Source organism: Streptomyces sp. NBC_00076 (assembly GCF_045041235.1).
Classification (GTDB): domain Bacteria; phylum Actinomycetota; class Actinomycetes; order Streptomycetales; family Streptomycetaceae; genus Streptomyces.
Map to the genome: position 1 here is coordinate 7,890,885 of NZ_CP108242.1, position 14,928 is coordinate 7,905,812.

At 65.5% G+C, this 14,928-nt stretch carries 19 protein-coding genes and 3 tRNA genes; 21 read left to right on the forward strand and 1 reads right to left on the reverse strand.

The genetic code is table 11. The annotated features are described in order from the left end of the window. The first annotated feature begins 498 nt into the window (after positions 1–498). The 5 genes from OHA64_RS35425 (at position 499) to OHA64_RS35445 (ending at position 2,894) form a co-directional block, all read left to right on the forward strand. Complete coding sequence (locus OHA64_RS35425) at positions 499–1,278, forward strand: endonuclease domain-containing protein (RefSeq protein WP_405624249.1); 780 nt, start codon at positions 499–501, stop codon at positions 1,276–1,278. Between the two features lie 674 nt (positions 1,279–1,952). After that, the gene (locus tag OHA64_RS35430) at positions 1,953–2,366 is read left to right on the forward strand and encodes an endonuclease VII domain-containing protein (RefSeq protein ID WP_405620196.1); all 414 of its coding nucleotides are present in this window, start codon (positions 1,953–1,955) and stop codon (positions 2,364–2,366) included. Positions 2,367–2,522: 156 nt separating this feature from the next. Further along, positions 2,523–2,595 (forward strand) — tRNA-Gln (locus OHA64_RS35435). Positions 2,596–2,702: 107 nt separating this feature from the next. Next, positions 2,703–2,778 (forward strand) — tRNA-Thr (locus OHA64_RS35440). A gap of 38 nt (positions 2,779–2,816) precedes the next feature. Then, positions 2,817–2,894, forward strand: a tRNA-Pro gene (locus OHA64_RS35445). A gap of 53 nt (positions 2,895–2,947) precedes the next feature. Here the strand turns inward: OHA64_RS35445 and OHA64_RS35450 are convergent. Further along, on the reverse strand, positions 2,948–3,568 hold the full coding sequence (locus tag OHA64_RS35450; protein ID WP_405620198.1) for a DUF4352 domain-containing protein: 621 nt from the start codon (positions 3,566–3,568) through the stop codon (positions 2,948–2,950). A 201-nt stretch (positions 3,569–3,769) separates the two neighbouring features. On the opposite strand from OHA64_RS35450, the gene OHA64_RS35455 reads away from it, so the two are divergent. The 16 genes from OHA64_RS35455 to OHA64_RS35530 all read left to right on the forward strand — a co-directional run bounded on the left by OHA64_RS35455 (position 3,770) and on the right by OHA64_RS35530 (position 14,863). Then, positions 3,770–3,958, forward strand: a complete 189-nt coding sequence (locus OHA64_RS35455) for an HNH endonuclease (RefSeq protein WP_405620200.1) — start codon at positions 3,770–3,772, stop codon at positions 3,956–3,958. 3 nt (positions 3,959–3,961) lie between these two features. Beyond that, a complete protein-coding gene (locus OHA64_RS35460) occupies positions 3,962–4,213 on the forward strand; it encodes a hypothetical protein (RefSeq protein WP_405620202.1) in 252 nt (83 codons plus the stop codon). A gap of 391 nt (positions 4,214–4,604) precedes the next feature. Next, a complete protein-coding gene (locus OHA64_RS35465; protein WP_405620204.1) occupies positions 4,605–5,087 on the forward strand; it encodes a bifunctional DNA primase/polymerase in 483 nt (160 codons plus the stop codon). A 48-nt stretch (positions 5,088–5,135) separates the two neighbouring features. Then, positions 5,136–5,582 (forward strand): hypothetical protein, encoded by a 447-nt coding sequence (locus OHA64_RS35470; protein WP_405620206.1) that lies wholly within the window; start codon positions 5,136–5,138, stop codon positions 5,580–5,582. 80 nt (positions 5,583–5,662) lie between these two features. After that, a complete protein-coding gene (locus OHA64_RS35475; RefSeq protein ID WP_405620208.1) occupies positions 5,663–7,300 on the forward strand; it encodes a terminase in 1,638 nt (545 codons plus the stop codon). A 178-nt stretch (positions 7,301–7,478) separates the two neighbouring features. Continuing rightward, on the forward strand, positions 7,479–8,834 hold the full coding sequence (locus OHA64_RS35480) for a phage portal protein (RefSeq protein ID WP_405620210.1): 1,356 nt from the start codon (positions 7,479–7,481) through the stop codon (positions 8,832–8,834). Then, on the forward strand, positions 8,800–10,698 hold the full coding sequence (locus OHA64_RS35485; protein WP_405620212.1) for a hypothetical protein: 1,899 nt from the start codon (positions 8,800–8,802) through the stop codon (positions 10,696–10,698). The genes OHA64_RS35480 and OHA64_RS35485 overlap by 35 nt, the downstream gene beginning before the upstream one ends. 12 nt (positions 10,699–10,710) lie before the next feature. After that, entirely contained in the window at positions 10,711–10,989 is a 279-nt protein-coding gene (locus OHA64_RS35490) for a hypothetical protein (RefSeq protein ID WP_405620214.1), read from the forward strand. Positions 10,990–11,080: 91 nt separating this feature from the next. Continuing rightward, positions 11,081–11,722 carry a hypothetical protein gene (locus tag OHA64_RS35495; protein ID WP_405620216.1) on the forward strand — a complete coding sequence of 214 codons (642 nt, stop codon included), beginning with the start codon at positions 11,081–11,083 and terminating at the stop codon, positions 11,720–11,722. 21 nt (positions 11,723–11,743) lie between these two features. Continuing rightward, positions 11,744–12,139 (forward strand): head decoration protein, encoded by a 396-nt coding sequence (locus tag OHA64_RS35500; protein WP_405620218.1) that lies wholly within the window; start codon positions 11,744–11,746, stop codon positions 12,137–12,139. Positions 12,140–12,149: 10 nt separating this feature from the next. Next, entirely contained in the window at positions 12,150–13,172 is a 1,023-nt protein-coding gene (locus OHA64_RS35505; RefSeq protein ID WP_405620220.1) for a major capsid protein, read from the forward strand. 23 nt (positions 13,173–13,195) lie between these two features. After that, entirely contained in the window at positions 13,196–13,435 is a 240-nt protein-coding gene (locus OHA64_RS35510; RefSeq protein WP_405620222.1) for a hypothetical protein, read from the forward strand. Then, positions 13,413–13,793 (forward strand): hypothetical protein, encoded by a 381-nt coding sequence (locus OHA64_RS35515; protein ID WP_405620224.1) that lies wholly within the window; start codon positions 13,413–13,415, stop codon positions 13,791–13,793. Before OHA64_RS35510 ends, OHA64_RS35515 begins: the two co-directional genes overlap by 23 nt. 17 nt (positions 13,794–13,810) lie before the next feature. Further along, positions 13,811–14,143: a hypothetical protein gene (locus OHA64_RS35520; RefSeq protein WP_405620226.1), complete on the forward strand. Its 333-nt coding sequence runs from the start codon at positions 13,811–13,813 to the stop codon at positions 14,141–14,143. A gap of 77 nt (positions 14,144–14,220) precedes the next feature. After that, the gene (locus tag OHA64_RS35525) at positions 14,221–14,505 is read left to right on the forward strand and encodes a hypothetical protein (protein WP_405620228.1); all 285 of its coding nucleotides are present in this window, start codon (positions 14,221–14,223) and stop codon (positions 14,503–14,505) included. Next, on the forward strand, positions 14,498–14,863 hold the full coding sequence (locus tag OHA64_RS35530; protein WP_405620230.1) for a hypothetical protein: 366 nt from the start codon (positions 14,498–14,500) through the stop codon (positions 14,861–14,863). The genes OHA64_RS35525 and OHA64_RS35530 overlap by 8 nt, the downstream gene beginning before the upstream one ends. Positions 14,864–14,928 lie beyond the last annotated feature (65 nt).

The window sequence follows — 14,928 nt, forward strand, 5'->3', positions numbered from 1 at the left end:
GAGCCGCGTCCCGCTCGTCCACAGGCGCCTGTGTATAACTCCAGAGGGTGACGGTGTAGCCCATGTTGCGACTCTGCGTAGCCAGTTGAGTCAATCTGAGGTCCAAATGGCCAAACTAACCCCTATTTTCTCTTCTCTACTACGCGCGTTAGAGAGAAAGGAAAAGTAGGGGTTAGTTTGGCGTTTTGGCGCCAGTCTGGCCAGGACGAGGACGCGGACCACTTCGACGGTCCAGCGTCACATCCTGCCCCGATTACGACACTACCTATCCGGGAGGTGGTGCTCGTGAGCGTGTGCCAGACGGAGGGGTGCGGCGGAGTAGCCGTCATAGCCGGGAGATGGTGCCCGGGATGTGCGGTCAGGTCGTACCGACGGGAGACGATCCGGCCGACGAAGCAGAGACGTCCGGTCCCGGTGACATCTCAGCTCTGTGCCGCGGGGCACGGATGCCAGTACCCCGCGGTGGGCGACGACCTGTGCGGGCGTCACAGGAGACAGATGGAGCGACGGGGGAGGACGACGCCGATTGCTCAGCGCCGGCCCCGTGGCGCAGCCCTGGAGCGGGACGAGCAGGGATGTAAGCAGTGCTCTGTATGCCTGACGTGGCAGCAGCTCGACGAGTACGGCGCATCACCCGTCCAGGCAGACGGCTTGCAGCCACGCTGTAAGGGCTGTGTGCGCTTCGCGACGTACCGGGTGACACCTGAGCACTACGCGTCGCTCCTGGAGGCTCAGAGCGGCGTGTGCGCCATCTGTGAGCGTCACTACTCCGCAGGGAAGAGCCTTGCCGTCGACCACGACCACAGTTGCTGCCCCGTGCCCCGGTCATGCGGCAAGTGTGTGCGCGGACTGCTGTGCACCCGGTGCGTTCTGGGCGTCGGACGGCTCGGGGGGAGTGCGGAGCGTGCTGCGACGGCAGCGGAGTACCTGCGTGCGTGGAGTGCCAGGGGCCCGAAGGTCGTCTCACCTCCGCCCCCGGCACCGCGTGACCGTCGGTGGTACGCGTTCAGGCTGACGCCCGACGAGTACGCCGCGAAGCTGGAGACGCAGGGCGGAGGGTGTGCGATATGCGGTCGGCCCCCAGGGGCGCGCGCGTTGACTGTGGACCACGACCACGGGTGCTGCCCACGAACTCCGACGTGCGGCGGCTGCACGCGCGATCTGATCTGCGGCAACTGCAACGTCGGGATGGGGCTGTTCGACGAGGATGCAGTCAGGGTGGATCGCGTGGCGTCGTATTTGAGCGGGGCTCTGACCAGCGCAGACGCGTTTCGATGATCCTGTTTGATTCTCTTACAACATAACAAGGGTGTGGGCAGGATGAGGCGGCCGTAGCGTGTAGCGTGCGGTCCCGCCTGCCCCCTCGACGGCCGGCACCGCTCCCGACGCTCCGTGGCACTCTCCTCCCACGTATAGAGCTCGGTTGAAGCGGTCCGGCCGTCCAAGACTTCCCCCCGCACGGTCTTAGGGCGCGGAGGGCGCGCAACAACCACATAAGCAGGTGCGGCTGATCCCCGCGCCTAGAGCAGCCCCGGTGTCCCTAAGCGCCGGGGCTGCTCGACGTTCTCTTAGGGGTGGACGTGAGTGATTCACGGGAGTGTGCGTTCGACGGGTGCGGTCGCAAGATCAAGGCTCGGGGGTTGTGCGGAACCCACTACGCTCAGCAGCGCAACGGGCTGCCGCTGACTCCGGTTCGGTGGCGGTGGGGTGCGAAGGACGGCGTGGAGTGCTCGTTTGACGGGTGCGGAACATCGGTGCGGTCCGCAGGGCTGTGCAGCGGGCACTACGCGCAGCAGCAGCAAGGTCGGCAGCTGACCTCGTTGAGGGTCGTGCAGCCTCGTGGGTCGGCATGTGAGTTTGGTGCGTGCAGCCGACCATGCGCGACGGCGGGTCTCTGCACGGGGCATTACGCGCAGCGCAGTGCTGGGAAGTCCCTGACCCCACTGAGGGAGATGCGTGACCCTCGTCTTCGCGACGAAGACGGTAACAAGCAGTGCCGGGGCTGTGATTCGTGGCTGCCTGAAGATGCCTTCAGCCGTAACCGCAGGTGTTCCGACGGGTTCGCCGTTTACTGTGGGAGGTGTGTCCGCGACGAGTACCTTCGGCGTCAGTACGGCATCACGGCTGATCAGTACGACACCATGGCGGACGCACAGAGTGGCGTGTGCGCCATCTGTAAGGCTCCTGACCCGGCAGGGAAGGGACTCGCGGTCGACCACGATCACGCTTGCTGTCCCGACCCCGCAAAGTCCTGCGGCGCGTGCGTTCGCGGCCTCCTGTGTTGGCCGTGCAACGTCGGGCTCGGGCACTTGCGCGACGACCCGACGATACTCAGCGCTGCTGCCACCTACCTGACAGCAGCGTAAGTTACTTGCTGCACCCGGACGGACGCTTAGTCAGCGACCCTCGTCCCGGGGCAGAGGGCGCGGCGGGGTGACACCCACGCAAACGCGCGGCGTCCATGACGAGCCGGAGCAACGGGGATGGCGGCATGTCCGTGCGGTCCGCCGGCTCGTCACGTTTCCTCGCTGGTGTAACCGGCAACACGCCCGCCTCTGGAGTGGGTAACTCTGGGTTCGAATCCCGGGCGAGGAGCAAGGGGCGTCAAGCGCCGCGGGCTCTCTCGCGGAGAGCCTCTGACGTCCGAGAGTCCCGGAGCGATCCCTGTAGCCCGCAAGGGCCGATCACATCGCCGGGGCCAAGCCTCCGTAGCTCAGTGGCCAGAGCGCCGCTCTCGTAAAGCGGAAGTCGCGCGTTCAACTCGCGCCGGGGGCTCCACGACGGCTGACCCGCCTTCGGGCCACTCGGCCGATCTTCGGGACGTGGCCAAGTTGGATCAAGGCACCCGCTTTGGGAGCGGGAGATCGTGCGTTCGAGCCGCACCGTCCCGACCACATGACACAGCCCCGCCGCGGAGGACGACTCCCGCGAGCGGGGCTGGCTACGTTCAGGACTTCGGCATCGTCACCGTGAACACGGGCCCTTCGGCCTCAGGGTCGTCCGACGCCACGTAGCTCACCGTCCCGCCCTTGCGCGTAATGTCGAGGATGATCTTCCCGGTGACGGACTGACCCGGTTTGTACGTCGTGTCGAGGTCCGGACCGTCGCCTACGCCTTCGAGCGTCGTCGCATCCTGTGCGGCCGTCTGCTCGTCCTCCCACTGCATCATGCCGTAGGACGAGAACTTCGCCGGCGCCTTGCCGACGTTCTTCACCGTGAGCGTTAGCTCCGCATACTGGCCCTGCTCGGGGTCGCTCGTGTCCAGCTCTGCGGCCGTCAGGTACTTCGCACTGACGACGGTGACTTCCAGCTTGGACGTGACCTTGTAGTTCTCCCCGTACTCATCCGTCTTGCCAACGTCGAACGTCCCCGATTCCCCAACCCCCAACTTCGGGGCCGGGGCGGACGAGGACGGCGTCTCTGACGGTTCCGCGGACGTCTCCTCGACGACGGGCGGAGCTGAAGCGTCTGCCTTCGGCTCAGTCGTAACGGCTGACGAGCAGCCCGTCAGAAGTACCGCGGATATCAGCACTGCCGGCACGCAGGCACGGCGAATGTAGGCGCGCATAGCGCATCCCCCCATGACTCAGTGGCCTCCCCTGGCCACGTGGAGCGACAAGCGTAAGGCACAGACGGAGGGCAGGGAGGCGCAATGTCGTGGCAAGGCAGCACGCGCAGAGCCCGCCTTCCGAAGGACTGGGCTCGTACACGACGCCGCATCCTGAGGCGCGATGGTCATGCATGTCAGACCCGCTTCTCTGACGGTCGCATGTGTGGCGCACCTGCGAATCAGGTGGATCACGTGGTGCCAGGTGATGACCACAGTGACGCCAACCTCCAGGCCCTGTGCCAGTGGTGCCACACCCACAAGAGCAGTAGTGAGGGTGGCACAGCAGCGGCTCTCACACGCGTGCGCACGGACAAGCCCAAGCCAGCCCACCCAGCACTGGAGGACTAGCCCATGAGCGGTGCCCATGTGGTGCTGGAGGAGGCAGACGACACAGGCGCAGACGGAGTCGTCGTGACTCGCGTGTCTGTGAACGGCGTTGATGTCGGCAAGCTCGCGAAGGCACCGAAGATCAGCGTCGGACACGACCGCACGTGCACAACGATCACGCTCACGCTCGTGCCGGCTCGCCTGGAGATCAAGGGCGAGCTGAGCGACGGTGAGCATCGAGAGCCTCGCGCCGGCTTCGCTGCGAAGATCAACTGACCATGATCACCAGGGGGGTAATCCCCTCCGGGTGATCTAGAGAACCGTAAAGGTGCTGGGCGTCGCTGTCTGTACGGGTCTGGGGATCCCAGATGTAACGGCTAGACCCCTGAAGCTGGGAGGCCGCGAGACGGCCGCACAGGGCTTCCTAGGGGCATCTGAGGGCCGCGCGAGGGCCTAGGTGTTACTCGCCGGCTGTGCCTGACGGATGTGAAACTCCCTGGTCAAAAGCCTGTAGCCGTTACACGCCGCAAGCTACAATGGAGCCATGATGAAGACGGAGCGCAAGTGCACGTGGTGCGAAGTCGACATGCCTTTGGCCGCACGAGCCGACGCGCTGACGTGCTCCACCCGGTGCCGAGTCGCTGCACATCGCGCGGCGAAGAAGCGCGTGTTCCCGCTGGAACTGACGACCCGCGGCAGGTGGGTGCGTCGAGCCGGCGACAAGCGTCCACTGACGACGACCGGCAGGGCCGCGTCAAGCACTGACGCCCGAACCTGGAGCACGTACAAGAACGCCGCGGAGTCCGTGGCGGGCGTCGGACTGGGATTCGTCCTCTCCTCCGACGACGACGTGGTCTGCATCGACCTGGACCACTGCTTGAATCCGCTAACCGGGCGACTCGCCCCATGGGCAGCAGCCATCATCCGCGACGCGGGCACCACCTACGTAGAGGTGTCCCCGTCCGGCGACGGCCTGCACATCTGGGGCCGCGCGGACGTCCGACAGGGACGCCGCATCCGACGCCCCGACGGAACGGCCGTAGAGGTTTACGGAACCGGCCGATACATCGCAATGACGGGTCGCCGACATGGCTCTTCCCCGTCCATCCTCGCGGACCTCTCCGCGGTGGTTTCCAAGCTGACGGCGTAGCTCCCGACATGGGCGGCGTCTGCCGTTCCAATATCGGGAGGTACCCGCATGGCTGGACGAGGTCCCGCCCCGAAGGATCCCGCAAAGCGGCGCCGGCGCAACGCCACCGACCCCGAGACCGTCATCGTCAACGACGGCGAACTCCGCGGCCCTGAGCTACCGGAGGGCGTGCTCCCGGGTGACGAAGAGTGGCACGAGATGACCGTTCGCTGGTGGCACACCTGGCGCGTCTCTCCGATGGCCTCGACGTTCCTTGAGACCGACTGGGCGTTCCTCCTCGACGCTGCGTTGATGCACCACACGGCGTGGACGAAGGGTAAGTGGGAGTTCCTCTCCGAAGTGCGCATGCGCTCCGCGAAGTTCGGCGCCACGCCTGAGGACCGAGCGAGGCTGAAGCTCAAGGTCGACGACCCCTCAGCTGCCCCTCAGAGGGCCGTTCAGCGAGCCGACAACGTCTCGGACATCAACTCGCGCAGAGCGCGTCTCACAGGCTAGGAGACCGCGTGCCGCACGTCACTGTGCGCGCCCCCGGTCACGATCGCTCCCGCTCTCTCGGGTGGATGGCGGTCGCATGGATGGAGTACTTCGTTGTTCACGGTCCTGGCGACGTCCAGGGCGAACCGGTACGCCACGGTGACGAGTACACGGGTTTCGTCGTGGACTGCTACGCGGTCGACGACCCCGCCGGGAGGATGCTGTACGACAGCGCCTTTTTCTCCCGCCCGAAGGGCTGTGACAAGAGCGGTTTGGGCGCCCGCATCGGCCTCTTCGAAGCCTTCGGCCCGTGCCGTTTCGCCGGCTGGGCTGAGGGCGGTGAGGTCTACCGCGACCCCTGGGGACTCGGCTTCGAGTACGTCTACGAGCCCGGTGAGCCGATGGGCCGACCGGTCCGCGTCCCTTACCTCCGAATCATGGCGACGGAGGAAGGCCAGACCGGCAACGTCTTCGACACCATCCATTTCAACCTGACCGACGAGGCGTCGCCGCTGAGTCAAGTCCCCAACGTCGACGTTGGGTTGACCCGAATCATCCTCCCCGACGGTGGAGAGATCACCCCGTCAACTGCTTCGTCCTCGTCGAAGGACGGCGGCAAAGAGACGTGGGTCTGTTTCGACGAGACCCACCTCTACAACACGCCTGAGCTGCGGCGCATGTACGCCACGGTGACCCGTAACCTGCGCAAGCGTAAAAAGGGCGCGCAGACGTGGTTCTTGGAGACCACGACCATGTTCGCCCCGGGGCAAGACTCCGTCGCTGAGCGCACGTACGAGGAAGCCGAAGCGATCCGTGAGGGTAAGAAGAAGCGCGGTCGCGCTCGTCTCCTCTACGACCACCGTTACGGCGTCTGCAAGGACCTCAAGAACGAGGAGGCCCTCAGGGCCGCGCTCCTCGACTCCTACGGCGACGCCATGGAGTGGATGGACCTCGAAACGCTCGTAGACGACTTCTACGACCTGCGTAACGACTCCGCGGACGGCAAGCGCTACTTCCTCAACTCCCGTACGAGCAGCTCTGACGCGTGGATGGATACAGACGCGTGGGAGATCTGCCGACGGCCGGAGGAGCTAGCCCCTGGCGACCTGATCACCCTGGGCTTCGACGGCTCTATTCGCGACGACGCAACAGCGCTGACAGCGTGCCGCGTATCTGACGGGCACCTTCAGCTACTAGGCGTCTGGGAGAAGCCTGAGGGCCCCGAAGGTGAGGGTTGGCAAGTCGACCGCGAAGCCGTCGACAACGCCGTTGCGCGGGCCTTCGACAAGTACGAAGTTGCCGGGTTCTACTGCGACCCCCCGCACTGGCAAGACTACGTGGACAAGTGGACGTCGGAACACGGCGAAGACCTTCAGGTGAGCGCTACGCAGGCTCGCCCGCTGGAGTGGTGGACCAACCGCCCGACGGCGATGGAGCACGCGCTAGACCGCTTCGTCGAGGCCGTTGACGACAAGGCGTTGTCCTTCGCCGGCACTGACAAGGCCGACGACGAAGCCACGTTCTCGAAGCTGGGCGCCACGCTCACCCGCCACGTGCTGAACGCCAAGAGACGCCCGATGGGCCGCAACCACATGGGCATCGGCAAGGAACACGCGAAGTCGCCGAAGAAGATCGACGCCGCCATGAGTGCGGTGTTGGCCTACGAGTGCCGGGCCGACGCCGTGGCAGCAGGAATCACCAAGCGTAAGAAGCGCTCCAACCGCCTAGTCGCCTTCTGAGGGAGGTCCGTAAGTGCCTGTCAATGCTGAGAAGGTCGAGTCTCCCGGATGGTGGCTGCAACGGCTCGGTAAGAAGCTCCTCGACGAGCGTGACGACCACACCGACGCCGACGGCGAGACGGAGCCAGGGCTCGACACCCTGAAGTCTTTCGCGGAGAACAAGGCGCCGCTTCCGAAGGTGCCGGGCGTCGACCCGCGCGAGGCTCGCGAGTGGATGCGCGACGCACGAACGAACTGGACAAGCCTCGTCATCGACTCGCCGGTTGAGCGAATGCATGTCGATGGCTTTCGCTTCGGCGAACCGGACGACGACAGTGACAGTGCGAAGACTGGTGACAAGGACGCTAACCGGGTCTGGCAGGAAAACAGCCTCGACGCGGACGCGGACCTGATCCACTACGGCGCCCTCTCGCAGCGACGTGCCTTCGCGCTCGTCGAGCGTGGCGACGATGGCCGTCCGGTCATCACGCACGAGACACCCCGCCAGGTCGCCGTGGAGCACGAGCAGGGCAGCCGGCGGAAGCTTGCCGCTGGTCTGAAAATGTGGCGGGACGACTGGACGGGCAACACCCGCGCGACGCTGTGGACCCCTGACCGGATCTACGACTTCGTCACGAAGACGGACGCCCCGACGTTCTCCGGTCGCGCGGCTCAGCTCCGCGGCTGGGACGCCTTCGCGCTCCCCAACCAGGGCGACGGCGAGCGTACGAACGAGCTGGGCGTAGTCCCACTCGTCCCCTTCATCAACCGCCGTAACCGCAGGTTGACGGGCTTCGCGGAGCATGAAGACGTTCTGACGATCCAGAACCGCATCAACCTGTCGCTCATCAACCTGATCGCAGCGATGAAGTACGGCGCGTTCAGGCAGCGTTGGGCCGCAGGTCTGGAGGTCGATGAGGACCCCCTGACGGGCGAGAAGATCCAGCCGTACAAGCTCGACATCAAGAGCCTGTGGACGTCCGGCGACCCCGACACGAAGTTCGGTGAGTTCGCCGCAACGGATCTGAAGCCGTACGTTTCGGCAGTTCAGTCCGCCGTTCAGGATCTCGCAGCGATCAGCCGAACGCCCCCTCACTACCTGATCGGGGCCGTGGTCAACGTGAGCGGCGACGCCCTCAAGGCCGCGGAGACTGGTCTCGTCTCGAAGGTCCGCGACCGTCAGCGCACCTTCGGTGAGTCGTGGGAGGAAACCATGAGGCTTGCCTTCCGCGTGCTGGGCGACGAGACGCGAGCGACGTCCTACAGCGCTGAGACGATCTGGCGCGACCCGGAGTCACGCTCCATCGCGGAACTTGCCGACGCTGCCGTGAAGAAGAGCACCGCGGGTGTCCCGTGGCGTCAGCGCATGGAGGACATGGGTTACACGCCCGCGGAGATTTCCCGCATGGAGATCGACCGTGCCGCCGACGCCCTGAACGCGCAGGCTGCTGCCGAAGCTGCCGCTCCTCAGCCCACGTCCCTGGACGACGCCCGCACGGCTCGTGAACAGCGGACCGTGGTTGGTCGAGGTGATGATGTCCCTGACGCGGCTTGACCGGCAGTACGGCTCAGCAGTCCGCGGCGTGTGGGGGAGCGTCCTCGGGAGGGTCAGCCGATCCTTCACAGGTCTCGGATCCTGGCGTGAGGCCGACGCTAGTCGGTTCCAGCGCCAGGCGCTTCCCATCATCCTCGCCGGCGAACGGCAGATAGCGACGCTCACGGCGTCCTACCTGGAACAGCTTTACAAGGACGTGGATCCCCGCGGGCGACGGGTCTCCCTGGACCTAGACAACGTAACTGGTAAGGCACTCCGCGGGGTGGACCCTTCGGAGGTCTACAGGCGCCCGTTCAAGGAAGTCTGGACGGCGCTCTCTGACGACGAGTCCCTTGACGCAGCGGTTGACTTGGGGACACACCGTCTGGAGACGATCGTCAAGACGGATCTTCAACTCGCCCGCACACACACGGTGCGAGAAGTCGCGGACGACATGCCGCGCTTCACCTACACCGTGCGCGAGCTACAGGGCGAGTACGACTGTGCGCTCTGCATGATCGCCTCGACGCAGCGCTACCACAAACGCGACTTGGCGCCGATCCATCCCGGTTGCGACTGTCTCGTCAAGGTGGTCACAGCCGATTACGACCCCGGCCAGGTCATCGACGAAGACAAGCTTGATGCCATTCACCGGGCCGTGGATAAGGCGCTCGGAACTCACGACCGCGGAGGCCGCGCAGTCGACTACCGGCAGATTCTCATATCCAACGAGCATGGGGAGATCGGTCCGGTCCTTAGTTTCCGCGGACAGAAGTTCACGGGTCCCGACGATCTCGGAAACCACAGCTCCAGCGATGCCGATCACACGTCCGTACCCGACGTTGCAGCGTCGGAGCCAGCAGCCCCGAAGGCGTCCGTATCCGACGAGCTTCGTGCGCAGCTTGACAGCACGAGAGACGCTTTGCCGACGACTCGAAGTGACTGGACGGAAGACCGGATGTACTGGGACGCCGACGCCGGCAAGTGGGTGATGACCTACCGAGGCACGAACCTTGGCGGACACAAGCTCCCTCCGGAGAAGTATGAGGCGCACCTCGACGCAGTTCTAGACGTTGGCCGATCGCTGTACGGCGAGTTGTCCAGAGCGATGGACGATGACGAGACGCTTCAGCAGCTCCGCCAAGCGTTCGACGCGTTGGGACCTGACAGTTCCGTGGACGAACTCCGCTCGGTACGCCAGGCCATAGCAACCCGGGAGTCTGCGTTCGTCCACGCGTACGTATCCAGCATCCGCGAGATGGGCGGCAACCCGCCTGCGGAGCTTGGAGACGTTGGCGAGTTGGGGATTTCAGGCACTCACGGCGCCCCCCTTGACTGGGAGGCGCAGTTGGAAGAGTCGTTCAGGCACTTCCCGGCGGACTGGCTGAGCGTCATGCAGGGCAAACCGCTGCGTGTCGTTGGGAGTCAGCGCGCGTTCTACCGAACGTCTGACGACGTCATGGCACTGTCCACGTGGGACTACTCGACATACGACGGAGCGTTCAGCTCTGGCGCCGTTGAGGTTGCAGCCCACGAGCTTGGCCACCGTATGGAGCAGTACATCCATGGTCTGAAGCAACTTGAGTACACGTTCGTCAGGCGCCGACACATGATGGGCGACATGCTCCCTTCGCCTCAGAACATGGCGAATCTCCTCCCGCACTACGACCGCGCGGCTAAGGAGATGACCTATGAGGACAAGTGGGCCGACCCCTACACGGGCAAGACTTACGAGATGGCCCATGCGTCTCTGATGGAAGACCCCGCGGGGGGACCGTCGGAAGTCTTCCAAGTAGGACTGCAAGACCTTTACGGTAGGGGCACGAAGAAGTTCGGTGATGACGAGTTGCAAGCATTTGTGCTCGCGCTCCTGGCGCTGCTCTAAGGAGGGTCGGCAATGACCTGGCGAATCGAGTCCCGCACCGACCCTGAGCGGTGGGCGGAGTACACTGTTGACGGGCTGACCTCGGACCGTCAAACAGCGATCGCAGTCAAGCTGTTCGCGTCGGGTGAGATCCCCCTGACGCCGACTGGACCGCTGTACGCACCGACCGGCGACGGTGACGAAGTGGCGCTCTTCCTGGCGTCCGTAAGGGCCATCCCTGCTCCTAGCGTCACCGGGCAGCCGCCACCCGTACCGCGGGTCACGGACACACCTGGCGACCACATTTTCTGACCGAACACAGACCGCCAAAAGTGACCCGCTCTAGCAGTGGGTCACTTTCGCGTGCCCGACATGGGCCCAACTCCCGACAGGGGAACTCCGCATGCCTAAGCGCACTCGCGCTCGCTCCGCGCTGCTCACGTTCGCTGCTCAGCCCTGGACCCTCTTCGAGGATGACCCGGGCGCCGGCGGTGGCGGTGGGGGCGGTGGCGCTCCGACGGTCAACGAGCACGGCTACCCGGAAGCGACTCCGGTCGCCGACATGTCGTCGGAGCATCAGGTCGCGTACTGGAGATACCACTCGAAGAAGTGGGAGACGACCGCCAAGGCAGGACCGGACTCGTCCGAGCTGGAACGTCTGCGCGCGGCTGAGACCGAGCTGAACACCCGCAAAGCCGCGGAGCTGAGCGAGACGGAGCGACTCCAGGCAGAGCGGGACGCAGCTACCGCAGAAGCAGCGACGGCGAAGGCAGAGCGAGACGCAGCGGCTCGTAAGGCGCTCGTCCTGGAAATCGCCGCGGGCAAGGGTCTGACGCCCGCTCAGGCTGCCCGACTCCAGGGCTCCACGAAAGAGGAGCTGGAGGCCGACGCTGACGCCCTGAAGGCGCTGTTCGGCACCTCCAACGACGGCCAGGGCAGCGGCAGCACTCAGCACCGCTCCGGCGGAAACCGCGGGGGCGACGTCGGTAACGCCGCATCGATCACCGCAGGCGAGGAGCGATACCGCGCTCGCCACGGCAAGTAACCACTACACGGAGGGATCCGTATGGACCTCAGCCTGAAGACTGAGAGCTTCGTCCAGGACCGTCGGGATTGGCTGGGGTCCGCCCACGGCACCGACGCTCCAGTGAGCGTGACTCTCGATGTCACCAAGTTCACGGCGAACACGCACTACCCCGCCGGCTTCATCAAGAGCGGCATTCCGCTGGGCAAGGTCACCGCGACCGGCCTCTACGGACCGTACGACAACGCGGCCTCTGACGGCCGTGAAACCGCCGTGGGCTTCCTCTTCACCGCGCAGGACGTCAACGCTCGCGCGGTGACCTCGACGAAGGTCGTCGGCTCGATGCTCCTGCACTGCTTCATCCGTGAGGCGAAGCTTCCCGTTTCCATCGACGCCGCCGGCAAGACCGATCTCGGCTCCCGCGTCGTCTTCGTCTGAGAGGTAGAGCATGCAGCTCATCACTGAGTACGCGACTCCCGCGGAGCTGACGGGTTACGCCCGTGCCGCGCTCCGGGATCGCGAGGAGAACACGTTCAGCCTGAACCGCTGGCTCCCGAACGACACGATCAACGATCTGGTCTACCGGTTCAACAAGGGTGGCGGTGGTCTCGTCGAGGCGGCCGTGTACCGCGCGTTCGACGCTGAGTCGGACATCGGTTCCAGGTCGGGGGCCGCGCGGGTGTCGGGCGAACTGCCTCCCATCTCCCGGAAGTACCCGCTGAGCGAGTACGACCAGATCAAGATGCGGAACGTGGACACCCAGAAGGCGGAGATCCGCGACGCGATGGAGGCCGACTCCATCAAGGGCGTGACCGCCATCGCGGCCCGTACCGAACTCGCGCGCGGTGACGCCATCTTCAACGCTGGTGTCACGATCAACGAGAACCGCGTGTCGGCCGGCGTCGACTACGGCCGCAACCCGGCCCACTCCGTGACGGCCGCAACTGTGTGGTCCAGCACGGAGACGGCGCTCGCGTACGACAACCTCATGGCGTGGCTCGACGTCTACAACGACACGAACGGCGACCTCCCGGCGTTCACGCTGATGTCCCGCAAGATCTACAACTTCCTGCGGCGCAACAAGCAGATCCGGGAACTGGCCTACCGTGGCGCCTCGACGTCTCCGACCGTCCTGACGCGCGACGACCTGAACAACATTCTCGGGGACTTCGACATCCCGCCGGTTCAGATCTACGACGCGAAGGTGTCCGTCGACGGCGTGGCCACGCGAGTCACCCCGGAAGACAAGATCTGCTTCATGCCGGCGCAGGGCGACGCTCTGGGCAAGACGCTGTGGGGCGTGCCCGTCGAGGCGAACGACCCGCGTTACGGCCTGGCCGGTGACGCCGCGGGCGTGGCCGTGGGTGCCTACAAGAGCGAAGACCCACAGACCGTGTGGACGCGCGCGACTGCGATCGTCCTCCCCGTCGTCGGGGCTCCCGACCTGACGTTCGTCGCCGACGTCCTCTGACCTGAAACGCGAGGCATTCACGCATGGCAACCCTGGCAACGAACGTCCACGTGACGGACGCCGACGGCGTGAGCCACGTGTTCGGCCCCGCGGACGAGGTCCCCACCTGGGCACAGGCGCTCATCACGAACCCGAAGGCATGGGCGGAGGCTCCGGTGACCGCTTCGCGGACGCAGGAGCCCGCACCTGTGGCGAAGGCTCCGGCGAAGCGCGCAGCCCCTCGACGGAAGGCGGCTGGTGGTGGCGCTGTTCAGCCCGACTGAGCTTCGGGTACTCCTGAAGCGTCCCCTGACGGATGCGGAGTGCGAACTCGCCCACGACCTCACGGAAGACGCGTTCTTCGGTGAGGTCGGGGACCGTCTGACCACTCCTCCTCAGCGCGGAGTCAAGGCCGTCGCTCTGAACGTCGCATGTCGCGTACTGACGAACCCCGGAGGGCTCCGCAGCGAGCAGGCCGGCGGCATGCTCCAGTCCTACGCAGACGACGAAACAGGCGTGATGCTCTCGGACGACGAGCGGCGTCGCCTGCGACGTGCTGTCGGCATGGCGTCGGGAGCTTCCTCGCTGAGCATCGCTCCCGAGGAAGCCTGTTCGCCCGTGACCGTGTGGAGGGCGCAGTGAGTCTGATAGCTCAGCTCATGTCCGAGACGCTCATCATCGAGCGTCCGGGGGCGCCTGTACGGGATTCCACGGGATCTAAGGTTCCGGGGCCTCCCGTACAGATCACCGTCCAGAACTGCACGATCATGAGCCCGTACGGCGTGCTGATCGGCAGTTCTTCGGAGACCCACGACGCATCGACCACCGTCGAGACGCGACGCGTGTTCGCCGCTCCGCTCGGCACCGACGTCCGGCCGGCTGACCGCATCATTCGCGGCACTGAGAAGTGGCAAGTCATCGGTGAGCCGCTGATCTTTCCTCTCACGTCGCTCGCGCGCGTGGAGGCGGCCGTAGAGCGGGTGACGGGCTGATGGCATCCCGAGCCACTTACAGAGGTCGCTACACCGGCATTGGCCGCATGTTTCAGCGGCCGTGGATGCAGCGAGGCGTGAGGCAATCAGCCATCGCGATGAAGGGCATCGCAGAGTCACTCTCGCCCGTCGGTGACCCGGCGGGCGGTGACCAGCACCCGGGGCAGTACAAGGGCAGCTTCGACGTTGTCCCGCTGTGGAAGAACATCCCCTTCCAGGGCAAGCCTAGGATGCGTGCCGGCGCTCGACTGATCAACACATCCCCGCATGCGCGGATCGTCGAGCACGGCAACAGCAAGACGCCCCGGCACGCGACGCTCAGCAAGAGCATCGACGTGATGAAGGCGGCTCACCGTGCCTGACATCGAAGCCGTGTTGGCGCCGTGGGCTGAATCCACGTTCGGAGTGTTCAGCGCGGCTGAGACTCCGGCCGACCTGGAGGAACAGCTCCCCGTCATCCGCGTCGAGCGTGGCGGAGGCCCCGACGAGATGTTCTCTCGGCACCCCAGGGTGTTCGTCGACGTCTTCGGGCGCACTGCTGACGAGGCGCGAACCCTGGCGAACAACGTCCGTGACGCACTCCTCGCCCTCCGCGGCCCGGTGAACGGCGCAGTGATCCGGCACGTCCGGTGCGACTCCGGACCCTCCCGGCAGCCCTGGGCAAACGAAGCCGTCCATCGTCGAGGCGCCACGTACACCGTGAGCCTCCGGGACGCGTAAACCACTGACACTCTGACCCGTCGCCGACTGAGGCGCGCGGGCCTCTCGCATGCCCTGGAGGGCTC